This is a genomic window from Streptomyces carminius, assembly GCF_002794255.1.
GTDB classification, from domain to species: Bacteria; Actinomycetota; Actinomycetes; order Streptomycetales; family Streptomycetaceae; genus Streptomyces; species Streptomyces carminius.
Genome location: NZ_PGGW01000014.1, coordinates 1 through 23,215, shown reverse-complemented (window position 1 = coordinate 23,215; position 23,215 = coordinate 1). Strand labels below are relative to the sequence as shown.

The following is a 23,215-nucleotide window of genomic DNA, read 5'->3' as shown; positions in this document are numbered from 1 at the left end:
TGGCTGCTGGTGCTACGGGGAGGGCGCCACAGGGTTCCGACGCCCTCGGCTCTGGTCGGCTACCGGTTCCCGTCCGGATCCGCTGAGCCCGCCGGGCGGGTGCTCAGTGGGTCTCGGGGCGGAGGACCTTGGTCCGCAGAACCGACTCGTTCAGGTTCATCTGACGGTCGAGCTCCTTGACGACCGCGGGCTCGGCCCGCAGGTCGATGACCGAGTAGATGCCCTCGGGCTTCTTGTTGATCTCGTACGAGAGACGACGACGGCCCCAGGTGTCGACCTTCTCGACCTTCCCGTTGCCCTCGCGGACGACGGAAAGGAAGTTCTCGATCAGCGGGGAGACAGCGCGCTCCTCGAGATCGGGGTCGAGGATGACCATCACCTCGTAGTGACGCATGTGGAACCCACCTCCTCTGGACTCGGCGGCCACGGTCGTTCCGTGGCAGGAGGGTCTCGATGCGTGAAACCGTCCGACACGGTACCGGCCGGCACCGACATTCCCGGGGGCTTCCCCGGAGCCGGTCACGAGCCGGGCGGACACCGCGCGGACAGTACACAGTACCCGCCGCGGGACTCCGGTTGAAATCCGGTGGACATCAGCCGCAATCTGGACAGAGGGGATGTGAACGGCGTCACCCGGCGCCGCGTCCCGCACACGCACGATCCGGGCTCTCCGGGCGATCCCGGGGGACGCGTCGGCAGGAGGTGCCCCATGGCACAGACGGCACGGCGGAGGAGCCCGCTCTCCGCGCTCTCCTCGGCCCTCAACAGCGACGGCCGGGCCCATCCGGTCGAGAACCGCCTCGTCGCGGCGACGGCGGTGCTCGCCCTGGTGGCGGTGGTCACGGCCTTCTTCCCGGGGCTGCACGTCATCACGTCCTGGGCCGGACTGCTGGGCGTGGTCGCCGGCGGCCGGGGCCAGATGATCTCGGCGACCACCGAGGAGCGGTTCGTCCTGGTCGTCGGGATGGTGGCGGCGGCACTCGGGTTCTTCGTCGGAATGTGGAACGGCGGTCTGTTCGGCGGCTGACACCCGGCCCGCGGACGCCCGGCGGGCATCCGCGGGACGGTGGCCGGGCGGGCGGAAGGCGTCCTTCCGGCCTCCGGCCCGCGTCCGCCGGACCGCAGCGGGGGTCCTTCCGGCCGCAGTAGGCTTCGCGCCAGACCCTGCGAAGTACGCCGGAGGAGCGCCCCGTATGAGCCTGACCCTGAGGACGATCAGTCGTGAGCAGCACCTGGCGTATATCCGGAGCCTGCCCTCGGCCAGCCACATGCAGGTCCCGGCGTGGGCGGACGTGAAGGCCGAGTGGGGCTCGGAGAACCTCGGCTGGTTCGACGCGAACGGTGAGCTGGTCGGGGCCGGCCTGGTGCTGTACCGGCAGTTGCCCAAGGTCAAACGCTATCTGGCCTATCTGCCCGAGGGGCCGGTGATCAACTGGTTCGCGCCGAACCTGGAGGAGTGGCTGCGCCCGATGCTGGCGCATCTGAAGGCCAAGGGCGCGTTCTCGGTGAAGATGGGCCCGCCGGTGGTGATCCGGCGCTGGGACGCCGCCGCGGTCAAGTCGGGCATCCAGAACCCGGACGTCAAACGGCTGCGGGACGTGGAGGCCACCCACATCGAGCCGCGCGCCTTCGAGGTCTCCGACCGGCTGCGCCGCATGGGCTGGCAGCAGGGCGAGGACGGCGGCGCCGGCTTCGGCGACGTACAGCCGCGCTACGTCTTCCAGGTGCCGCTGGAGGGCCGGACGCTCGACGAGGTGCACAAGGGCTTCAACCAGTTGTGGCGGCGCAACATCAAGAAGGCCGAGAAGGCGGGCGTCGACGTCGTCCAGGGCGGCTACGACGATCTGCCCGCCTGGCAGCGGCTGTACGAGGTCACCGCCGAGCGCGACCGGTTCCGGCCCCGCCCGCTGGCGTACTTCGAGCGGATGTGGAAGGCGCTGAACGCCGAGGACCCCAACCGGATGCGCCTGTACTTCGCCATGCACGAGGGCGAGGCGGTGGCCGCGGCCACCATGCTGATCGTGGGCGGGCACGTGTGGTACTCCTACGGCGCGTCGGCGAACCACAAGCGGGAGGTCCGCCCGTCGAACGCCATGCAGTGGCGGATGCTCCAGGACGCCTACGCGCTCGGGGCGAGCGTGTACGACCTGCGCGGCATCAGCGACTCGCTGGACGACAGCGACCACCTCTTCGGTCTGATCCAGTTCAAGGTGGGCACCGGCGGGCAGGCCGCGGAGTATCTCGGCGAGTGGGACTTTCCGCTCAATAAGCTGCTGCACAAGGCGCTCGACATCTACATGTCGCGCCGCTGACGCCCGACTCCCCCGTGTGTCCGGCGGGCCCCCTCCGGGAGGGCACGCCGGGCCGACGAGAAAGGTTCCCTACGTCCATGGCGCTCTCCCTCTACGTCGACACCGAACGCTGGCGGGCGCACCAGCGGACGGTGCTGCAGCAGTTCCCGGGCCTGGTGCCGGTCTGCAAGGGCAACGGGTACGGCTTCGGCCACGAGCGGCTGGCCGAGGAGGTCATCCGGTTCGACTCGGACGTCATCGCGGTGGGCACGACCTACGAGGCCGCCCGCATGAAGGACTTCTTCAGCGGTGACCTGCTGGTGCTGACCCCCTTCCGGCGCGGTGAGGAACCGGTGCCGCTGCCGAGCCGGGCGATCCGCACGGTCTCCTCGGTGGACGGGGTGAACGCGCTGGTGGGGGCGCGGGTCGTCATCGAGGTGATGAGCTCGATGAAGCGGCACGGGGTGCTGGCGGAGGATCTCGGCAAGCTGCGCGCCGCGATCGACGACGTCCGGCTGGAGGGCTTCGCGATCCACCTGCCGCTGGACCGCACCGACGGCACCGACGCGGTGGACGAGGTCATCGGCTGGATGGACCGGCTGCGGGCCGCCCGGCTGCCGCTGGAGACGATGTACGTCAGCCATCTGAGGCCGGAGGAGTTCGAGCGGCTGCGGCTGCAGTTCCCCCAGACCCGGTTCCGGGCCCGGATCGGGACGCGGCTGTGGCTGGGGGACCACGGGGCGACCCAGTACCGGGGCTCGGTGCTGGACGTGACGCGGGTGGTCCGGGGCGACCGGTTCGGCTACCGCCAGCAGAAGACGCCGGGGGACGGCTGGCTGGTGGTGGTGGCGGGCGGCACCTCGCACGGGGTGGGCCTGGAGGCCCCGAGGAACCTGCACGGGGTGACACCGCGGGCCAAGGGGGTGGCGCGGGCCGGGCTGGCGACGGTCAACCGCCATCTGTCGCCGTTCCTGTGGGACGGCAAGCAGCGCTGGTTCGCGGAGCCGCCGCACATGCAGGTGTCGATCCTGTTCGTGCCGGAGGAGGCTGCGGAGCCGCAGGTCGGCGACGAGCTGCCGGCGACCCTGCGGCACACCACGACGCTGTACGACCGGCTGGTCGAGCACTGAGCCGTCCGTACCCATCCCGTACGCGTCCCGTACGCGCCCCGCCGCGCGCCCGTACGGCGCACGACACGGCGAGGGGCCCGGACACGATGTCCGGGCCCCTCGCCGTTCACCGGCGGTCACCCACGGCCGTGGTGCGACCGCCCCGGCCGTACGGCACGCGGCGCCGCGTGCCGCCGGTGTCCGGCGGCCGTGTCCCGCGTTCCGTCAGTGGTCCGCGCTGCCGTCAGTGGTCGACCTCGCCGCGGATGAACTTCTCCACGTTCTCCCGGGCCTGGTCGTCGAAGTACTGGACCGGCGGGGACTTCATGAAGTACGAGGAGGCGGAGAGCACCGGGCCGCCCACACCGCGGTCCTTGGCGATCTTCGCGGCGCGCAGGGCGTCGATGATGACACCGGCGGAGTTGGGGGAGTCCCAGACCTCCAGCTTGTACTCCAGGCTCAGCGGGACGTCGCCGAAGGCACGGCCCTCCAGCCGGACGTAGGCCCACTTGCGGTCGTCCAGCCAGGCCACGTAGTCCGACGGGCCGATGTGGACGTTGTCCGCGCCCAGGTCGCGGTCGGGGATCTGGGAGGTGACGGCCTGGGTCTTGGAGATCTTCTTGGACTCCAGGCGGTCGCGCTCCAGCATGTTCTTGAAGTCCATGTTGCCGCCGACGTTGAGCTGCATCGTGCGGTCCAGGACGACACCGCGGTCCTCGAAGAGCTTGGCCATCACGCGGTGCGTGATGGTGGCGCCCACCTGGGACTTGATGTCGTCACCGACGATCGGGACACCGGCCTCGGTGAACTTGTCCGCCCACTCCTTGGTGCCGGCGATGAAGACCGGCAGGGCGTTGACGAAGGCCACCTTGGCGTCGATGGCGCACTGCGCGTAGAACTTCGCGGCGTCCTCGGACCCCACCGGCAGGTAGCAGACCAGGACGTCGACCTGGCGCTCGCGGAGGATCTGGACGATGTCGACCGGCTCCTCGGCGGACTCCTCGATCGTCTCGCGGTAGTACTTGCCCAGCCCGTCCAGGGTGTGACCGCGCTGGACGGTGATCCCGGTCCTGGGCACGTCGCAGATCTTGATGGTGTTGTTCTCGCTGGCACCGATGGCGTCGGCCAGGTCCAGGCCGACCTTCTTGGCGTCCACGTCGAACGCGGCCACGAACTCGATGTCCGAGACGTGGTAGTCACCGAACTGCACGTGCATCAGACCCGGCACGCGGCTCTTCGGGTCGGCGTCCTTGTAGTACTCGACGCCCTGCACCAGCGAGGCGGCGCAGTTGCCCACGCCGACGATGGCTACGCGAACCGAACCCATTGGCGGTTGCTCCCTGTGTTTTCTCAGTGATTCTCGACGAGGACCCGCGGCGCTGCGGACCCTCACTTGGTGGTGTCGTCGGACGGATCGGGCGGGGTGTCCCCCCGGTGCTGATCGCGCCCCACCCGCTCGCTCTCGATGAGTTCGTTGAGCCAGCGGACCTCGCGCTCCACGGACTCCATGCCATGTCGCTGGAGTTCGAGGGTGTAGTCGTCCAGGCGCTCGCCCGTACGGGCCAGGGAGGCACGCATCCTGGCCAGGCGTTCCTCCAGGCGGCTGCGGCGGCCTTCCAGCACCCGCATCCGTACGTCCCGCGAGGTCTGGCCGAAGAAGGCGAAGCGGACGCCGAAGTGCTCGTCCTCCCAGGTGTCCGGTCCGGTCTGGGCGAGGAGCTCCTCGAAGTGCTCCTTGCCCTCGGCCGTCAGCCGGTAGACGATCTTTGCTCTGCGGCCGGCGAGTGCCGCGAGGGACTCCTCGGACGCCTCACCGGGCTCCTCGGCCAACCATCCCCGCTGGACCAGCGTCTTCAGACAGGGGTAGAGGGAGCCGTAGCTGAAGGCGCGGAAGACCCCCAACGAGGTGTTGAGCCGTTTGCGCAGCTCGTAACCGTGCATCGGGGACTCGCGGAGCAGCCCGAGGACGGCGAACTCCAGGATGCCCGAACGTCTCCCCATCGCCGTCACCCCCTTGCCGCTTCCTGCCGCTTCGGCTCGCGCGTCGTTCCGCCCACCGGCGGGCGGGCCGGTGCGCGGGTCTCCCGTCGTCTCTCAGCTTATCTCTCGCCGATGTATCGAGTCGATACATCGTAGCGATAGTGCAGACGATAGAACGCCGGGATGTTCGCGACAAGAGGGGGACGGGTGAGGAGAGAGTGAGCGGTCTCACATCGCCGTTTCGGAGCAGCTCGCCCGTCCTCTTTCCACCGAATAACGGCATTGGAGGGTTTTGGAGCTGCGTAGTCTGTCCGCTGTGCAGAACGTCACCGGGAACCAACCAGTGCTTGAACGCGTCCTCGTCCCGGGTGCAGTGCGGCCAGTTCTGGGAACGTGGGCGGGCCGCACGTCGGGGGACCGGAAGTACACTGCCGCCTTCAGGCGTGAGCGCCTGCCCGAGGAGTAGTTGTTCCAATGAGTGAGCACCGTCGCAAACCGTCCCAGTCACGTGGCCGGCGTGCCGCGCAGCCGCCGTCCGGCGGACGGCGCGCCGCGTCGCCGCACGGCGGCGCCGCCCCCAGCTCCCACGACATGTCCCCGGACCGTCCCCAGGGCGGCCGGGCCGAGGCCCGCCGGACGACGCAGCGCGCCGCCGGAGGAAGACGCCGGACCGCGCACGGCTCCACCGGGGCCGACACCGGCCGGGGGGGCCGGGCACGGTCCGCCCCACCGGGCCGGAAGCGCATCGTCGACTATCCACGGGCGGGCAAACACGGCTGGCGGCGCTGGATGCCCTCCTGGAAACTGGTCAGCGGGCTCTCCGTGGCCTTCCTGGGCATGCTCGTCGGACTGGTGGGCCTGGCGCTGTACATGGTGGAGGTCCCCAGCGAGGCGAACGCCGCGGCGGCCCAGCAGAACAACGTCTACTACTGGTCCGACGGCACGGTGATGGCCCGGGTCGGTGACACCAACCGGCAGAACGTCGAGATCGGGGACATCCCGCAGTCGATGCAGAACGCGGTCATCGCCGCGGAGAACGCCACCTTCTGGGACGACCCCGGCTTCGACGTGGTGGGCATCGGCCGCGCGGTGATCAACATGGCCACGGGTGGCAGCACCCAGAGCGGTTCGACCATCACCCAGCAGTTCGTGAAGAACAACTACCTGTCCCAGGACCAGACCATCACCCGCAAGGCGAAGGAACTGTTCATCTCCATCAAGGTCAACACCGAGATGGAGAAGCCGGACATCCTCCAGGGCTACCTCAACACCAGCTACTACGGGCGGAACGCCTACGGCATCCAGGCCGCCGCCCAGGCGTACTTCGAGAAGGACGCCGCCGAGCTCGACCCGGCGGAGAGCGCCCTGCTCGCCACGGTGCTCAAGGGCGCCGACCTGTACGACCCGGCCGGCGGGGTGGGGCCGAAGTCCAGCCCCAAGGAGAACCGCGAGCGGGCCGTGGAGCGCTGGGAGTGGATCCTCGACCGCCAGGTCGAGGTGGGGCTGATGAGCCAGACCGAGCGGGACAAGTACACCGAGTTCCCCGACCCCGCGCCCCGCAAGGCGCAGGCCGGGCTGACCGGCCAGACCGGCTATCTGGTGGACATCGCCGCAGCCGAGGTGAAGAAGACCCTGGGCATCGACAAGCCGACGTTCGACAAGGGCGGCTACCAGGTCCACACGACCTTCGACAAGAAGAAGACCGCCGCGATGGTCAAGTCGGTCAGCAAGGTCGAGAAGGAGTACATCGACGCCGAGAAGCGCCCGGACACGGACAAGTTCGTCCAGTTCGGTGCCGCTTCGGTGGAGCCGGGCACCGGGAAGATCGTCGCGCTCTACGGCGGCCCGGGCTTCGACAAGGGGCACTTCACCAACAACGCGAACACCCTCGGTGTCCCGGTCGGCTCCGTCTGGAAGCCGTTCGTACTGGCCGCGGCCATGGAGCACGGCACGTACAAGAGCGACGGCGTGGGCGTCTCGCCGAGCAGCGAATACAACGGCGACAACAAACTCAAGATCAAGAAGCAGGACGGCACCGACTACCTGGACAAGGAGGGCAACCCCTTCTACCAGGTCAACAACGCCGACGAGGACCACGGCTACGTCACGCTGCGCCGGGCCATGGAGGTCTCGGCCAACACCCCGTTCGTCCAGCTCGGCATGGACGTCGGCATGGACAAGGTGAAGGCCACGGCGACGGCCGCGGGTATCGAGGAGGACAGCTTCGACCCCAACCTCAACCCGTCCTTCGCCCTGGGCACCTCCACCCCCGGTGCCATCGAGATGGCCAACTCCTACGCGACCTTCTCCGCCTCCGGTACCAAGGTCGACACCTACTCGGTGACGAAGGTGCAGCACAACGGCGAGGAGCAGCCGGGCTTCGAGAAGCCCGCCAAGGAGACCTCGATCGACGCCAACATCGCCAACAACGTCACCGACGTGCTGCGCGGTGTCATCGAGAAGGGCCACGGCACCGGTAAGGACGCCCGTGCCCTGGGCCGTCCCGCGGCAGGCAAGACCGGTACCACCGACGAGAACAAGTCCGCCTGGTGGGTGGGGTACACCCCGCAGCTCTCCACCGCGGTCACGATGTTCCGCACGGACCCGGACCAGGGCACGCTGCTCTCGATGAAGGGCGCCGGTGGCTTCGACTCCATCAACGGTGGCAAGCTGCCCACCGAGGTGTGGACGGCGTACATGAAAGACGCCCACAAGGGCGAACCCAAGAAGAACTTCCCCAAGGCCAAGCCGGTCGGGAAGAAGGTCGACCAGTCCGGCGTACCGTCCTCGACGCCGTCCCAGAGCGAGGAGCCCGAGTCCACTCCATCCGAGACCGAGTCGGAGGAGGAGAAGGAGAAGGAGCCCAGCAAGCAGCCGGAGACCTCCCGGCCTCCGATGACGACGCCGCCCCCCGGCGGCGAGGAGAGCTGCCGGCCCGGTGACTTCTTCTGTGAGGACACCGGCGGGACCGAGGGCGGCACGGAAGGCACCGGCGGCGAGACCGAGGGCAGCACGGAAGGCACCGGCGGCGAGACCGAGGGCAGCACGGAAGGCACCGGCGACACCAACGGGAACGCCAATGGCGGCGGCAACGGCGGCTTCCCAGGCGGAAACTGGGGCGACGACAACGGCGGCTGACCGTCGCCGGCCGGGAGACCGGCCGCACCTCCCGTAACCGGGAACCGGGCCCGTGGCCCGCGGAAGGCGGAAACCCGTCGTTCCGCGGGGCCGCGGGCCCGGCCCCGTCATACGGCAGGATGGCCCACATGACCATCGCGCGCCATGACCCCCCACCGGCACCGGTACGGCCCACCGAGCAGGACGAGGTCGCCGCCGCGGGCAGCGAGCTGATCGGCGGACCGGTCGGCAGGCGGGCGCTGACCGGCCGGTCCCGGTGGACACCGGTACGGGTGGTCCTGCTGGTGGCGGTGGGGATGTTCGCACTCGGCATGGTGCAGAAGCTGCCCTGCTACGACGGCGGCTGGTTCCGCGGGGCCACCAGCCAGTACGTGCACGCCTGCTACTCCGACATCCCGCACCTCTACACCGGACGCGGTTTCGCCGCTGATCTCACCCCGTACTTCGACCGTATCCCGCAGGACATCTCCGGCGGGATGGAGTATCTGGAGTACCCGGTGCTGACCGGGGTGTTCATGGAGGCAGCCTCCTGGCTCACCCCGCACGCCGGCGAGATGATGTACCGGCAGCAGATCTACTGGATGGTCAATGCCGGGATGCTGATGGCGTGCGCCGCCGTCCTGGCGGTGTGCGTGGCCCGTACCCACCGGCGCCGCCCCTGGGACGCGCTGCTGGTGGCCCTGGCTCCGGCCCTGGCGCTGACCGCGACCATCAACTGGGACCTGCTGGCCGTGGCCCTGACCGCCGCATCGATGCTGATGTGGTCGCGGAGCCGCCCGCTGGCCTCCGGGGTGCTGCTCGGACTCGCGACCGCCGCCAAGTTCTACCCGTTCCTGCTGCTGGGACCGCTGCTGCTGCTGTGCTGGCGGGCGGGCCGGTGGCGGGCCTTCGGCGTGGCGCTGGGCGGGGCCGTGGCCGCCTGGCTGGCGGTGAACCTGCCCGTCATGCTGCCGGCGTCGGAGGGCTGGGGGAAGTTCTACACCTTCAGCCAGGAGCGGGGAGTCGACTTCGGTTCGTTCTGGCTGATCATCTCGCAGCGCACCGGTGACCCGCTGGACGGCGCCAACACCTATGCCGTCGTCCTGATGCTGCTGGGATGCGCGGCGCTGTGCGCGCTCACCCTGAGCGCGCCCCGGCGTCCGCGGTACGCCCAGCTCGCCTTTCTGGTCGTCGCTCTGTTCATCGTGACCAACAAGGTCTACTCGCCGCAGTACGTGCTGTGGCTCATTCCGCTGGCGGCGCTGGCCCGGCCGCGCTGGCGCGACTTCCTGATCTGGCAGGCCTGCGAGGTCATGTACTACCTCGGTATCTGGTACTACCTCGCCTATACCGGCAGTGACGACAACCAGCACGGTCTGCCCACCGAGGGCTACCAGCTCGCCATCGTGATCCACCTGCTGGGCACGCTGTATCTGTGTGCCGTGGTCGTACGGGACATCCTCGCGCCCGGACACGACGTGGTCCGGCGGGACGGCTCCGACGACCCCTCGGGAGGTGTGCTCGACCACGCGCCCGACGCCTTCGTCCTCGGTGCCGGCCGAAGCGCTCCGAGGGCACTCCACGGCGAAACGCATGGCGGGGCTTACGGAGACCCCTGGCGAGACCCCTACCAGGAGACTCCCGCTCCCGCCGGTCAGGAGACCTCGCCAGGACGGGACCCGCGCCCTCGTACGAACTGACCTGTTTCACGTGAAACGGTGTTTCACGTGAAACACCCTCCTCCGTGACACGTCGCGTTTCGCCGAGCGCCACTGCCCCAGCCTTTTTCCGAGTGCCTGCACGGGCACCTGCCCAAGCACCTGTCCGACCGCGTCCGGCCGTACTCCGGCCTTCGGGGAGGGGGGTTCCGCATACGGCGCCTCCGGATGTGTGAGGCTGAGCGCATGGCTGTTGTGCGTGATCTGCGGGTGCTGCTGCGCTTCCCCGGTTTCCGCCGGCTGCTGGCCGTACGCCTGCTGTCCCAGTCGGCCGACGGCGTCTTTCAGGTCGCGCTCGCCTCTTATGTGGTCTTCTCCCCCGAGCAGCAGACCTCCCCCGCGGCCATCGCCTCCGCGATGGCCGTCCTGCTGCTGCCGTATTCACTGCTCGGCCCGTTCGCCGGTGTACTGCTCGACCGCTGGCAGCGGCGGCAGGTACTGCTCCACGGAAACCTGCTGCGCGCCGTACTGGCGCTGACCACCGCCGCCCTGGTGCTGGCCTCGGTGCCGTTGTGGCTGTTCTACCTGGCCGCACTGTCGGTCACGGCCGTCAACCGCTTCGTTCTCGCCGGGCTCTCGGCCGCGCTGCCGCGGGTGGTGGACGGTGAACGGCTGGTGATCGCGAATTCCCTGTCACCCACCGCCGGCACCCTGGCCGCCACCGCGGGCGGCGGTCTCGCCTTCGCCGTACGGATCCCCGCGCCGGCGGGAGCGGCCGCGGACGCGGTGGTGGTGGCCCTGGGCGCCGGGATCTACCTGCTGGCGGCGCTGGCCACGCTGCGGATGAGCCGCGGGCTGCTCGGCCCTGATCCGTCCGGGGAGCGGCCCCGGCTGGCCGAGGCCGTCGCCGACACGGCACGCGGGCTGGCCGCCGGGCTGCGCCATCTGGCCCGGCGGCGCAGGGCCGCGCAGGCCCTCGCGTCGATGGCCGTGCTGCGCTTCTGCTACGGCGCACTGACGGTGATGGTGCTGATGTTGTGCCGCTACGCCTGGGACGGCGACAGCGGTGTGGACGGCAACGGCACGTCCGGTGGCGGAAGCGGTGCCCTGGGCGGCATGACGCTGCTCGGCCTGGCCGTGGTCGTCTCGGGTGTGGGGTTCTTCACGGCGGCCGTCGTCACCCCCTGGGCCGTGAGGCGGACCGGGCGGTTCGGCTGGATCACGGTGTGTGCGACAGGGGCGGCACTGCTGGTCCCCTCGCTCATCCCGCCCTTCGACCCCCTGCCGGTCCTGGCAGCCGCCTTCTCCGTGGGCCTGGTCACCCAGGGAGCCAAGATCGCCACGGACACGATCGTGCAGTCCTCGGTGGACGACGCCTATCGGGGGCGGGTGTTCTCGCTGTACGACATGCTCTTCAACACCGCTTTCGTCGGTGCGGCGGGAGTGGCCGCCCTGATGCTCCCTCCGGACGGCCGGTCGACCGCCCTGGTGGCGTTGGTGACGGTGCTGTACGCGATGGTGGCCGCCGCCATGTTTCACGTGAAACCGAGCGACGACCACCAGGACGACGTCAGCGGCACCGTCACGTCCGAGCGGCCCACCACTGCCTGAGGGCATCGGCCGCCGCGTCCCGCCCCAGCGGGCCGTGTTCCAGCCGCAGCTCCAGCAGATGGCGGTATGCCTCACCCACCTCGGGACCGGGGCGCAGCCCCAGGATCTCCATGATCTCGTTGCCGTCGAGGTCCGGCCGGATGGCGTCGAGCTCCTCCTGCTCCTTCAGCCGCGCGATCCGCTTCTCCAGGCTGTCGTACGCGCGTGCCAAGGCGTTCGCCTTGCGCTTGTTGCGGGTGGTGCAGTCCGAACGGGTGAGTTTGTGCAGCCGCTCCAGCAGGGGGCCCGCGTCACGGACGTAGCGCCGCACCGCCGAGTCGGTCCACTCACCGGTGCCGTAGCCATGGAAGCGCAGATGGAGCTCCACCAGGCGGGAGACGTCCTTGATCATCTCACCCGGATACTTGAGCTTGGTCATCCGCGACCTGGTCATCTTGGCGCCGACCACCTCATGGTGGTGGAAGGAGACCCGCCCGTCCTTCTCGAAACGCCGTGTCCTCGGCTTGCCGATGTCGTGGAGGAGGGCGGCCAGCCGCAGAGTGAGGTCCGGGCCGTCGTCCTCCAGGTCGATGGCCTGCTCCAGCACGGTCAGAGTGTGCTGGTAGACGTCCTTGTGCCGGTGGTGCTCGTCACGCTCCAGCCGCAGGGCGGGCAGTTCGGGCAGCACCCGGTCGGCGAGGCCGGTGTCCACCAGCAGCTCCAGTCCCCGGCGGGGGTGGTCGGCCAGCACCAGCTTGTTCAGCTCGTCGCGCACCCGCTCCGCCGAGACGATCCCGATTCGGTCGGCCATGGCCGTCATCGCGGCGACCACCTCGCCCGCCGGCTCGAAGCCGAGCTGGGCGGCGAAGCGGGCGGCGCGCATCATCCGCAGCGGATCGTCGGAGAAGGACTCCTCAGGAGTGCCCGGAGTGCGCAGTACCCGGCGCGCCAGGTCCCCCAGACCGTCATGCGGGTCGACGAAGGTCTTCCCGGGCAGCACGACCGCCATGGCGTTGACGGTGAAGTCACGGCGTACGAGATCCTCCTCGATGGAGTCGCCGTAGGCGACCTCGGGTTTGCGCGAGGTGCGGTCGTACGCCTCCGACCGGTATGTCGTCACCTCGATCTGGTAGTCGTCCTTGCGGCAGCCCACCGTGCCGAAGGCGATACCCACCTCCCATACCGCGTCCGCCCACGGCCTGACCAGGGCGAGAATGTCCTGCGGCCGGGCATCGGTGGTGAAGTCCAGGTCATTGCCGAGCCTGCCCAGCAGCGCGTCGCGTACGGACCCGCCCACCAGGGCCAGGGTGAACCCGGCATCCTGGAAGCGGTGGGCGAGGTCGTCCGCGACGGGGGAGACCCGTAGCAGCTCGCTCACGGCTCTGCGCTGCACCTCCCCCAGCTCCGCCGAGGGGGCTCCCCGGGAGAGGCCGGGAGCGGGCTGCTGGGGATGGCTGTCAGTGTTGGCGTTCGGCACAGCAGAACAGGGTACGTTGCCCTCCTCCCTCCGCTCCTCCCCGATCACCGCCCGGCCGTCACCCGTCGTCCTCCCCGAGTGCCGCGGAGCCGTCCGGGTGCCGGGCCGGTCCGGCACCCGGACGGCTCCGCGGCACTCGGGGAGGCCTGGGATCGTTAGCATCTGGGTGCGTCAGACCAGCGGCCGCAAGCGGCAGGTCCGGCACCCGAACGACCGCAGACAGGATGGACGAGTACGTGGCCGAGGCGGCTAAGACCCCAGGGACGACCCCCACCGCTCCTGCCCGGCGCCGCCGAACGGGACGCTGGGTGGCCGTCCTGACCGCCGTACCGGTACTGGCCGGGGTCGTCCAGACCCTTCCGGCCACCGCCGCGGACACCACCGTGCGGCCCGCCGCGCAGGCCGTGCGCCCCGCCGCCCCCGCCGCCCCCGCGGCCGACGAAGCGGAGAAGACCTCGGTCTCCATCAACCGGCTCACCCCCTCGGTCCCGGAGAAGGGCGGTACGGTGACCGTCTCCGGCCGGGTCAGCAACAGGAGCCGGACGGCCGTCACCGATGCCCGGGTCGCGCTGCGCCCCGGTGCCCGGCTGTCCGCACGCAGCGCGATCAGCGAGGCCGCCTCGCGCACCGGCTCCGTTCCCGGTGTCGACGGAGCCGAGCTCGACGGCGAGGGCAGCGCGGAGATCGGCGACATCCCGGCGGGCACCGACCGTTCCTTCACCCTCAGCGTGCCGGTCGAGGAGCTGTCGCTCGACGAGGCCGGGGTGTACCAGCTCGGGGTGTCGCTGTCGGGCCGGACGCGCGACGAACCGTACGACCATGTGCTGGGCATCGACCGCACCTTCCTGCCCTGGCAGCCCTCCGCGCCCGACACCGCGACACAGCTGGCCTTCCTGTGGCCGCTGATCTCCTCCTCCCATGTCACCGCTCTCACCGAGTCCGGCCGCCGGGATCAGACCCCGATCCTGCGGGACGACGAACTCGCCGCCGAGATAGCGCCCGGCGGGCGGCTCCAGCAGTTGGTCGCCCTCGGATCGGACCTGCCGGTCACCTGGGTGGTCGACCCGGATCTGCTGGCCTCGGTCGAGGCGATGGCCACCAAGCCGTACAAGGTGCTGGGCGAGAACGGCGAGACGGTCCCCGGCAAGGGACGGAACCACGCCCGCCAGTGGCTGGCCGATCTCACCCGGGCGGTGGAGGGCGAAGAGGTCGTCGCCCTGCCCTTCGGCGACCCCGATCTGGCCTCCATCGCCCACCGCGGCAAGAACGTCGCCGGCGTCCTCAGCCATCTCGGGCCGGCCACCGAGCTGGGCCGACTCACCGTGGAGACGGTGCTGCCCGTCGAACCCAGCACCGACTTCGCCTGGCCGGTGGAGGGCGCCATCGATCCCTCGATCGTCTCCGTGGCCACCTCGGCCGGCGCCCGCAACGTCATCACCCGCAGCGACAGCCTGCGCGAACCCGACGGTCTGAACCACACCCCCACCGCCGCCCGGCCCATCGGCGGCGGCACCACGGCGATCGTCGCGGACTCCCGGCTGTCGAAACTCTTCCGGGGCGATCTGACCCGGGCGGAGAACACGGTGGACGCCGTACAGCAGTTCCTGGCCCACACCCAGGCGATCAACGCCCAGCTGCCGGACCGGCAGCGCAGCATCGTGGTGGCCCCGCAGCGGACACCCACCGCCAGTCAGGCCCAGGCGATGGCCAAAGCCGTCCGGGCACTCCGGCTCGACGGCCGCTGGGCGGAGTTCACCGGTCTGACCGAGGCCGCGAGCGCCAAGCCGGACCCGGCGGCCAGGCGCAAGGTGCCCGGCGGGCGCGCATACCCCGCCGAACTGCGCAAGCACGAGATCCCCACTCAGGCCTTCCAGCAGATCCGCGCCATCCGGAACGACCTCGACGACTTCCAGAGCATCCTGTCCCAGCCCGAGCGGGTGCGGACCCCCTTCAGCAACGCGCTGCACCGCTCGATGTCCGTCTCCTGGCGCGGCGCTCCCGAGACCGCGGCACGCTACCGCGCCTCGGCGCACGACTATCTGCGGGGGCTGATGGGAGAGGTCCGGCTGGTCGAGAAGTCGGACATGAAGCTGTCCGGCCGCAGCGCCACCATCCCGGTGACCGTGCAGAACAACCTCCTCCAGGGGGTGGAAGGGCTGGAGCTCCGGCTGGTCTCCGGCCGCCGGATCGGCCTGGACGTCGGTGAGGCACAGCCGGTGACGGTGGCGGGCGGGCACAGCCAGTCCGTGAAGGTCCCCACCACAGCCAAGGCCAACGGACGCACCTGGGTGGAGGCCCAGCTCTACACCGCGGACGGCGAGCGCTGGGGCGACCCGATGAGGTTCCAGGTGGAGGTCACCGAGATCACCTCCGCGGTGATGCTGGTGATCTCCGGTGGTGTCCTCCTGGTGGTCCTGGCCGGGGTACGGATGTACACCCAGCGCAAACGCGCCGGCGACCGGCCGGACCCGGACGCCCCGTTGGCACCGCCGGCCGCCTCCGGCGAGCCCGAGGAGCCCGAGGAGCCCGAGGAAGAGGAGACGGGCCCCGACGGGGGTACCGGTGACAGGCCCGCGGACGGCACCGGGAAGGATGCCGGACAGGAGCAGGCGGGTGACCGGGCCGCGGACGCCGGGCCCGGACGGCGCGGCCCGACCGGTGTGGGTGAGAAGGTGGACCGTTGAGCGAGCTGTCGGGACGGCCGGGAGTGGCCGTGAACGATGAGGTGGGGTTGCAGCGATGAACGCGCCGTACGACCGTGACCACGGCGAAACGCCGGGCGACGGGGATCCGGCCGTCCCGGACGGACAGGATCCGTACGGCCGGGATCCGTACGGCCGGGATCCGTACGCCCAGGACCCCCACCCCCCCGGCGCCGAGCACCTCTACCGACAGCCGCCGCCGGCCCGTCATGCCCCCGATCCGCAGCACTGGGCCCCGACACCCCCACCTGAGCCGGAAGGCCCCTCCCGGCGGCTGCCCTACGGCGACGATCCGACGACCGTGCGCTTCACCGGCGTGGACGACATCCTCAGCCGGGCACCGGGCGAGGACGGCGGGCGGGCGCGCGACGACGCCTTCGCCCACCTCTTCCGCGACCAGCAGCAGCCCGCGTCGCCCCCGCGGCAGCCGGACCCCCACGGCACGTACGAGCAGCCGCACGGGGCACCGGATCCGTACGCCGCCCGGCAGGCCCCGCCCCCCCGGCCCGCCCCGTACCCTCAGCAGGGCCCTCAGGAGCCACCGGAGGCGTACGAGCCCCTGAACCGCCAGGAGAGCCCTCGGAGCGCGCCGTACGGCGCCCCGGCTCCCCCGAGACCGCCGTACGGGCCTGGCGCGGCCGGTGGGCCCGCAGCACAGCCCGCGGGGCCGGGACAGCAGCCGCCGTTCCCCGGCTCCGCCCCCCAGCCCCCGCCCCAGCCGCAGGCGACCCCGGAGCCGGAGGGCGCCACAGCCCCGGTTCCCGCTCCCGCGGGCGGATCCGCCCGCCGCGGCGGCGGCATCCTCAAGTCCAGCGCCATCATGGCCGCGGGCACCATGGTCTCCCGGCTCACGGGCTTCCTGCGCACCCTGGTGATCACCGCCGCGCTCGGCGCCGCCGTCCTCGGCGACGCCTACACCGTGGCCTACACGCTGCCGACGATGATCTACATCCTCTCCATCGGCGGCGGTCTGAACTCCGTCTTCGTGCCGCAGCTCGTGCGCGCCATGAAGAACGACGCCGACGGTGGCGAGGCCTACGCCAACCGCCTCCTCACCCTGGTCACGGTGGTACTCGGCGCACTGGTCGCGCTCACCGTGCTCGGCGCACCGCTGCTGGTACGGCTGATGTCGGTGTCCATCGCCGGCGACCCCGAGACCAACAACGTGGCGGTCACCTTCGCCCGCTACTGCCTGCCGACCATCTTCTTCATGGGCGTCCATGTCGTGATGGGCCAGATCCTCAACGCCCGCGGCCGCTTCGGCGCGATGATGTGGACCCCGGTCCTGAACAACATCGTCATCATCACCACCTTCGGCCTGTTCATCTGGGTCTACGGCACGGCCCGCACCTCCGGGATGGCCGTGGAGACGATTCCGCCGGAGGGCGTCCGGCTGCTCGGCGTCGGCACCCTGCTGGGCCTGGTCGTCCAGTCACTGGCGATGATCCCGTATCTGCGCGCCTCCGGCTTCCGCGTCCGGCTGCGCTTCGACTGGCGCGGCCACGGGCTGGGCAAGGCCGCCCGCCTCGCCAAGTGGACGTTCCTGTTCGTGCTGGCCAACCAGGCGGGCGTACTGGTCGTCACCCAGCTCGCCACCTGGGCCGGTGAGGCCGCCGCAGGCGACGGCCACCCCGGCTCCGGCATCCTGGCCTACAGCAACGCCCAGCTGATCTGGCAGATGCCGCAGGCCATCATCACCGTCTCGGTGATGGCCGCGCTGCTGCCGAGGATCTCCCGAGCCGCCCACGACGGCGACCCGGGCGCCGTCCGCGACGACATCTCGCACGGACTGCGCACCTCGGCCGTCGCCATCGTCCCCGTCGCCTTCGCCTTCGTGGCCCTCGGTGTGCCGATGTGCCTGCTGATGTACTCCTCGGCAACCGTCGACGCGGCCATCTCGATGGGCTACACCCTGATGGCCTTCGGTCTGGGCCTGATCCCCTACTCCGTGCAGTACGTCGTCCTCCGCGGGTTCTACGCCTACGAGGACACCCGCACCCCCTTCTACAACACGGTCATCGTTGCCGCCTGCAACGCCGCAGGCGCCGTGCTGTGCTTCCTGCTGCTGCCCAGCCGCTGGGCGGTCGTCGGTATGGCCGGCGCGTACGGCCTCGCCTACACGGTCGGTGTCGGTGTCGCCTGGAAGCGGCTGAGCCGGCGGCTCGGTGGCGACCTGGACGGCCCCCGGATCGTCCGCACCTACGCCCGGCTCTGCGGCGCCGGCATCCCGGCCGCCCTCATCGGCGGCGGGGTCGCCTACGCCCTCCTGCGGGCGCTCGGTACCGGGTTCACCGGCGGTGCCGTGGCCCTGGTCGTCGGCGGCCCGGTGCTGGCCGCGGTGTTCGTACTGGCCGCCAAACGTATGCGGGTGGCGGAGCTGAACGCCATGGTGGGTATGGTGCGCGCCAGGCTGGGCCGCTGACGGCCGGCGTGAACGACCGCCCGGCGACCGCCGCACAACCATTGGCCACCCCCGTGTGTCGTGCATAGCGGCGGTCTGTGGGCACAATTACCTCTGGCTGTGTTGACAACAGGCTGCAACGGATGGGGAGGCAGGAGCGACGGTGGCGGAACGGAGCACGGCTGCCGTCGACGTGGCCGACAACAGCGGCGGACCGGGCGACGAGCAGAAACCGCCCGCCGACGAGGCGGAGAAGGCCACGGCCGACGGTGCAAAGGCCCAGGACAGCGATGACTGCGACGCGGCGGACGGTGTCCGGACCGCGGATACCGAGGGCTCCGGAACACAGCCCGCCGAAGAACCCACCGAGGAGCCCACCGAGGAGCCCACCGAACCGGTGCCGACGGCACCCCCGCCCTCCAGAGCAGCCCAGCCGGCCCAGCCACCCCAGCCGCCCGAACTGCACAGTGGTCACAAGCTCGCCCGGCGCTACCGCCTGGAGGAGTGCATCACCCGCCTGGACGGCTTCAGCAGCTGGCGTGCCGTCGACGAGAAACTGCGCCGCGCCGTCGGCGTCCATCTGCTGGCATCCGACCATCCGCGCGCTCGCCCCGTCCTCGCCGCGGCCCGCTCCGCGGCCCTCCTCGGCGACCCCCGCTTCGTGCAGGTCCTGGACGCGGTCGAGGAGAACAGCCTCGTCTACGTCGTCCACGAGTGGCTCCCGGACGCCACCTCCCTCGCCACCCTCCTCGCCTCCGGTCCGCTGCCCACCCATGAGGCGTACCAGCTCGTCAGCCAGATCGCCCAGGCCATGGCCGCCGCCCACCGCGAAGGGCTGTCCCATCTGCGCCTGACCCCCGGCTGCGTCCTGCGCACCGCCGCCGGCCAGTACCGCATCCGCGGTCTCGCCGTGAACGCCGCGCTGCGCGGCATCGCCTCCGACCATCCCCAGCGCACCGACACCGAGGCGATCGGCGCGCTGCTCTACGCCTCCCTCACCCGGCGCTGGCCGTACCGCGAGGACGCCTATGGGCTCAGCGGCATGGCCGAGCTGACCGGCGACTCCCTGGTCCCTCCGGACCAGGTGCGCGCCGGGGTGCACCGAGGGCTCTCCGAGCTGGCCATGCGTGCGCTGGTCAACGACGGCGCCACCGCCTCCCGTCAGGAGCAGCCCTGTGCCACACCGGAGGAACTGACCAAGGCCGTCGCCGCGCTGCCGCGCATCCGTCCTCCGGAGCCCGACTTCGCCGTACCACCGCCGTACCAGCGTCCCGTCCGGCCCCAGGGGAGCTACGGCGCTCCCGCCGCACGGCCTCCTCTCGCCGCGGGCGGACCGCCCGCGGCGGCCGTACCTCCCGCGCCTCCCGCGCTGCCCGGCCGTACCGGCAAGGCCCTGAAGTGGAGCGTCTCCGCGCTTCTCATCGCCGCGCTGGGACTGGGGAGCTGGCAGCTCGCCGACGCCCTGATGAAGGGCGACTCCTCGCCGTCGGCTCCCGGGCGGAGCCCGATCGCACAGCAGAAGGCGCCGCAGACCGAGCCCACGGGCAAGCCCGTCGAGATCTCCCTCGTCAAGGACTTCGATCCGCTCGGCAGCGACGGCACGGAGAACAGTGACCGGGTTCCCGCCGCCGTCGACGGCGACCCGGACACCTACTGGCAGACCTCGCACTACGCCAACGCGAAGTTCGGCAATCTCAAGAACGGGGTCGGGCTCATCATCGACCTCGGCAAGCAGCAGCAGGTCAGCAGCGTCAGGATCGACTTCGTGGGAGACACCTCCGTCGACTTCCTGGCCGCTCCGAGGAACACCACGGACATGCCCACCTCCCCGGGTGACTTCAGCAAGGTCAGCAGCGACTCCGGCAGCAAGGTGGAGCTGAGGGCCGAGAAGCCCATCAGGACGCAGTACATCCTGCTGTGGCTCACCGATCTGCCCCTGACCCAGGAGGGCAACTACCGCGGCCGCATCGCGGAGGTGGAGGTCCTCAGCTGACCGGCCCCCGGTGTACGACAGCGGTTTCTCTGGAACGGGGCGGAGGGTGGACGACGAGATGACGGACGGCACCGCCGCCGGAGAGACAGCTGGGGAGACAGCCGGGGAAACAGCCCGCCGCGGTGCCGGCCCCGTCCCCGGCGACCATGAACTCCTCGCCCGTCACGTCGCGGGTGACCCGGATGCCTTCGGTGAGATAGTGCGCCGGCACCGCGACCGGCTGTGGGCGGTCGCCCTACGCGTTCTGGGGGACCGTGAGGAAGCCGCCGACGCGGTCCAGGACGCCTTCGTCTCCGCCTACCGGGCCGCCCACACCTTCCAGGGCCGGTCCGCCGTCACCACCTGGCTGCACCGCATCACCGTCAACGCCTGTCTGGACCGCGCCCGGCGGGCCGCCGGCCGGCGCACCTCGCCCGTCGCCGAACCCGAACGGCTGGAACAGCTCCTGGAACCGCACGAGTCGGCAGCGATGCCCGCCGAGCGCAGGGATCTTCACCGTGAGCTCGTCGCCGCGCTCTCCCGGCTGCCGCCCGAGCAGCGGGCCGCGCTCGTCCTCGTCGACATGCAGGGCTATCCGGTCGCCGAGGCCGCCCGCATCCTCGATGTCGCCGTCGGCACCATCAAGAGCCGCTGTGCCCGCGGCCGTGCCCGGCTGCTGCCGCTGGTCAACCACCTGCGCTCCGATGCACCGCCGGGGGATAGCCCGGCAGGCAGTGGGGGAAGGAACCGGACGCAAGGGGCACCCGTCCCACCGGCAAGAGGAAAGCCGGGCACCGGGTCTGTGAAGGGCGGAGGTGAACACGCATGACGACCGCGTCTTCCGCGTCGTTCGACACGGACGGGCACCCCGAGATCAACGAGATTTCCGCTCTTACCGAAGGACTGCTTCCACCGGAGCGCTCGGCCGATGTGCGCGCCCATCTGTCCGGCTGCGAACTGTGCACGGATGTGCGGACTTCCCTGGAGGAGATCCGTGACGCTCTGGGCACCCTGCCGGGGCCCGCCCGGATGCCGTCCGATGTCGCGGGCCGTATCGACGCCGCACTCGCCGCGGAGGCCCTGCTGGACGCCACCACTCCCGCAGGCCGGGAGGCGGCCTCTTCCTCCTCGGTCCTTCCTGCTGGGGTTCCGGTGGGTGTTTCACGTGAAACCAGCCCCCCGCCCCGCCCCGCCGGACACGCCCGCGGGACGACCGGTCCAGGAAGAAAAGCTCACCATCCTTTCCGCCGACGCAGGAGGGTGCTGCTCGCCACCGCGGGCGCGGTGGCCGTCCTCGGTTTCGCCGCGCTGTTCCTTCCCGGGCTGGGCGCGGGGTCCTCGACCACCGCCGGCGAGCAGTCCGCGGCGGATGCCGGAGACACCGGGGACGCTGCCGCCCGCTCCGAGAACACCCCGGCGGATGACGGCCTGGAGGCGCGGGTGCGATCGCTGCTGGAGGGCGGTGGAGAGCCCAGGAAGCAGGGAGCGCGGAGAGGGGCCGAGAAGGAGGGCGCCTCCGAGTTCAGTGCCGAAAGCGATCCCAGCACACCCCTGCGCGGCGAAGCGGTCACGGTACCGATGTGCGTCAGAGAAGGCATCGGCCGTGCTGAGGCGCCGCTGGCCGCCGACAGGTACGTCCACGAAGAGCGGCAGACGTATCTCGTGGTCCTGCCGGACGAGACAGACGGTGCGCGGGTGGACGCCTACGTGGTCGACGCGGACTGCGTCGGGAGTACACCGCCCTCCCCGGGCACGGTGCTCACTGTCCGCACATACGAGCGCTGAGAGGGCACTCCGCGGCGCTGCCACCGGGTGGGAATGCCTGCCTCATAGGATTCGTTGGGTGGGGTGAGCCTCTTTGGGGCCACGCCCAGACATCCAACGGCAGACCCATCGGCAGACAAGGAAGACTCCGTGAGCGACGTCCGCAACGTGATCATCATTGGCTCCGGGCCGGCGGGCTACACCGCGGCGCTCTACACCGCACGTGCCTCGCTCAAGCCCCTGGTCTTCGAAGGCTCGGTGACCGCGGGCGGTGCACTGATGAACACCACCGAGGTGGAGAACTTCCCCGGTTTCCGCGACGGCATCATGGGCCCGGACCTGATGGACAACATGCGCGCCCAGGCCGAGCGGTTCGGAGCCGAGCTGATCGCCGACGACATCACCGCGGTCGACCTGGAGAGCGAGGTCAAGTCGGTCACCGACTCCGCCGGTGCCGTGCACCGCGCCCGGACGGTCATCATCGCCACCGGCTCCCAGCACCGTCGGCTCGGCCTGCCCAGAGAGGACGAGCTGTCCGGCCGCGGGGTGTCCTACTGCGCCACCTGTGACGGCTTCTTCTTCCGCGGCCAGCACATCGCCGTGGTCGGCGGCGGTGACACCGCCATGGAGGAGGCCACCTTCCTCTCCCGGTTCGCCGAGAAGGTGACCATCGTCCACCGCCGTGACACCCTGCGGGCCTCCAAGGCGATGCAGGAGCGCGCCTTCGCCGACCCGAAGATCACCTTTGCCTGGAACAGCGAGGTCGCCGAGCTCCACGAGGACGGCGGCAAGCTGTCGGGGCTGACCCTGCGCGACACCGTCACCGGCGCCACCTCCCACCTGCCGGCCACCGGACTGTTCGTCGCCATCGGCCACGACCCGCGCACCGAGCTGTTCAAGGGCGTGCTCACCCTGGACGAGGAGGGCTACCTGACGGTGGACGCGCCCTCCACCCGCACCAGCATCCCCGGAGTCTTCGCCGCCGGGGATGTCGTCGACCACACCTACCGCCAGGCCATCACCGCCGCCGGCACCGGCTGCTCCGCCGCCCTGGACGCCGAACGCTACCTCGCCGCCCTGGTCGACGCCCCCGAGAAGCACGTCGCCGAACCGGAGAAGACCGACGAGGCAGCAGCAGCCGCCGCACTCTGAAC

General features: G+C 70.7%; 16 protein-coding genes. 12 read left to right on the top strand and 4 right to left on the bottom strand.

Annotated elements, in window-relative coordinates:
• Positions 1-103: 103 nt before the first annotated feature.
• Positions 104-394, bottom strand: a complete 291-nt coding sequence (rpsF, locus tag CUT44_RS04640) for a 30S ribosomal protein S6 (RefSeq protein ID WP_100200859.1) — start codon at positions 392-394, stop codon at positions 104-106.
• A 315-nt stretch (positions 395-709) separates the two neighbouring features.
• On the opposite strand from rpsF, the gene CUT44_RS04635 reads away from it, so the two are divergent.
• The 3 genes from CUT44_RS04635 to CUT44_RS04625 all read left to right on the top strand — a co-directional run bounded on the left by CUT44_RS04635 (position 710) and on the right by CUT44_RS04625 (position 3,421).
• A complete protein-coding gene (locus CUT44_RS04635; RefSeq protein ID WP_100200858.1) occupies positions 710-1,027 on the top strand; it encodes a hypothetical protein in 318 nt (105 codons plus the stop codon).
• Between the two features lie 166 nt (positions 1,028-1,193).
• Positions 1,194-2,312: a lipid II:glycine glycyltransferase FemX gene (locus CUT44_RS04630; protein ID WP_100200857.1), complete on the top strand. Its 1,119-nt coding sequence runs from the start codon at positions 1,194-1,196 to the stop codon at positions 2,310-2,312.
• 77 nt (positions 2,313-2,389) lie between these two features.
• Entirely contained in the window at positions 2,390-3,421 is a 1,032-nt protein-coding gene (locus tag CUT44_RS04625) for an alanine racemase (RefSeq protein WP_100200856.1), read from the top strand.
• Between the two features lie 223 nt (positions 3,422-3,644).
• On the opposite strand, the gene CUT44_RS04620 is transcribed toward CUT44_RS04625, so the two are convergent.
• Together CUT44_RS04620 and CUT44_RS04615 are read right to left on the bottom strand one after the other, a co-directional pair.
• Complete coding sequence (locus CUT44_RS04620) at positions 3,645-4,727, bottom strand: inositol-3-phosphate synthase (protein ID WP_100200855.1); 1,083 nt, start codon at positions 4,725-4,727, stop codon at positions 3,645-3,647.
• A gap of 62 nt (positions 4,728-4,789) precedes the next feature.
• The gene (locus tag CUT44_RS04615) at positions 4,790-5,401 is read right to left on the bottom strand and encodes a PadR family transcriptional regulator (RefSeq protein ID WP_100200854.1); all 612 of its coding nucleotides are present in this window, start codon (positions 5,399-5,401) and stop codon (positions 4,790-4,792) included.
• A 453-nt stretch (positions 5,402-5,854) separates the two neighbouring features.
• Here CUT44_RS04615 and CUT44_RS04610 point away from each other — a divergent pair, with 453 nt between their 5' ends.
• The 3 genes from CUT44_RS04610 to CUT44_RS04600 all read left to right on the top strand — a co-directional run bounded on the left by CUT44_RS04610 (position 5,855) and on the right by CUT44_RS04600 (position 11,766).
• Complete coding sequence (locus CUT44_RS04610; protein WP_233221229.1) at positions 5,855-8,518, top strand: transglycosylase domain-containing protein; 2,664 nt, start codon at positions 5,855-5,857, stop codon at positions 8,516-8,518.
• 128 nt (positions 8,519-8,646) lie between these two features.
• Positions 8,647-10,197 carry a glycosyltransferase family 87 protein gene (locus CUT44_RS04605; RefSeq protein ID WP_100200853.1) on the top strand — a complete coding sequence of 517 codons (1,551 nt, stop codon included), beginning with the start codon at positions 8,647-8,649 and terminating at the stop codon, positions 10,195-10,197.
• A 204-nt stretch (positions 10,198-10,401) separates the two neighbouring features.
• The gene (locus CUT44_RS04600; protein WP_100200852.1) at positions 10,402-11,766 is read left to right on the top strand and encodes an MFS transporter; all 1,365 of its coding nucleotides are present in this window, start codon (positions 10,402-10,404) and stop codon (positions 11,764-11,766) included.
• Here CUT44_RS04600 and CUT44_RS04595 read toward each other — a convergent pair.
• Positions 11,738-13,222, bottom strand: a complete 1,485-nt coding sequence (locus CUT44_RS04595) for a CCA tRNA nucleotidyltransferase (protein ID WP_408646710.1) — start codon at positions 13,220-13,222, stop codon at positions 11,738-11,740. The genes CUT44_RS04600 and CUT44_RS04595 overlap by 29 nt on opposite strands.
• A gap of 224 nt (positions 13,223-13,446) precedes the next feature.
• Here CUT44_RS04595 and CUT44_RS04590 point away from each other — a divergent pair, with 224 nt between their 5' ends.
• The 6 genes from CUT44_RS04590 (at position 13,447) to trxB (ending at position 23,213) form a co-directional block, all read left to right on the top strand.
• Positions 13,447-15,906, top strand: a complete 2,460-nt coding sequence (locus CUT44_RS04590; RefSeq protein ID WP_233221228.1) for a DUF6049 family protein — start codon at positions 13,447-13,449, stop codon at positions 15,904-15,906.
• A gap of 55 nt (positions 15,907-15,961) precedes the next feature.
• A complete protein-coding gene (murJ, locus tag CUT44_RS04585; protein ID WP_100200851.1) occupies positions 15,962-18,346 on the top strand; it encodes a murein biosynthesis integral membrane protein MurJ in 2,385 nt (794 codons plus the stop codon).
• 142 nt (positions 18,347-18,488) lie between these two features.
• Positions 18,489-20,318: a protein kinase family protein gene (locus tag CUT44_RS04580; protein ID WP_100200850.1), complete on the top strand. Its 1,830-nt coding sequence runs from the start codon at positions 18,489-18,491 to the stop codon at positions 20,316-20,318.
• Positions 20,319-20,376: 58 nt separating this feature from the next.
• Positions 20,377-21,126 carry an RNA polymerase sigma factor SigM gene (gene sigM, locus CUT44_RS04575; RefSeq protein WP_100200898.1) on the top strand — a complete coding sequence of 250 codons (750 nt, stop codon included), beginning with the start codon at positions 20,377-20,379 and terminating at the stop codon, positions 21,124-21,126.
• Positions 21,123-22,082 (top strand): anti-sigma factor, encoded by a 960-nt coding sequence (locus CUT44_RS04570; protein WP_100200849.1) that lies wholly within the window; start codon positions 21,123-21,125, stop codon positions 22,080-22,082. The genes sigM and CUT44_RS04570 overlap by 4 nt, the downstream gene beginning before the upstream one ends.
• A gap of 129 nt (positions 22,083-22,211) precedes the next feature.
• Positions 22,212-23,213, top strand: a complete 1,002-nt coding sequence (gene trxB / locus CUT44_RS04565; protein ID WP_100200848.1) for a thioredoxin-disulfide reductase — start codon at positions 22,212-22,214, stop codon at positions 23,211-23,213.
• Positions 23,214-23,215: the final 2 nt, after the last annotated feature.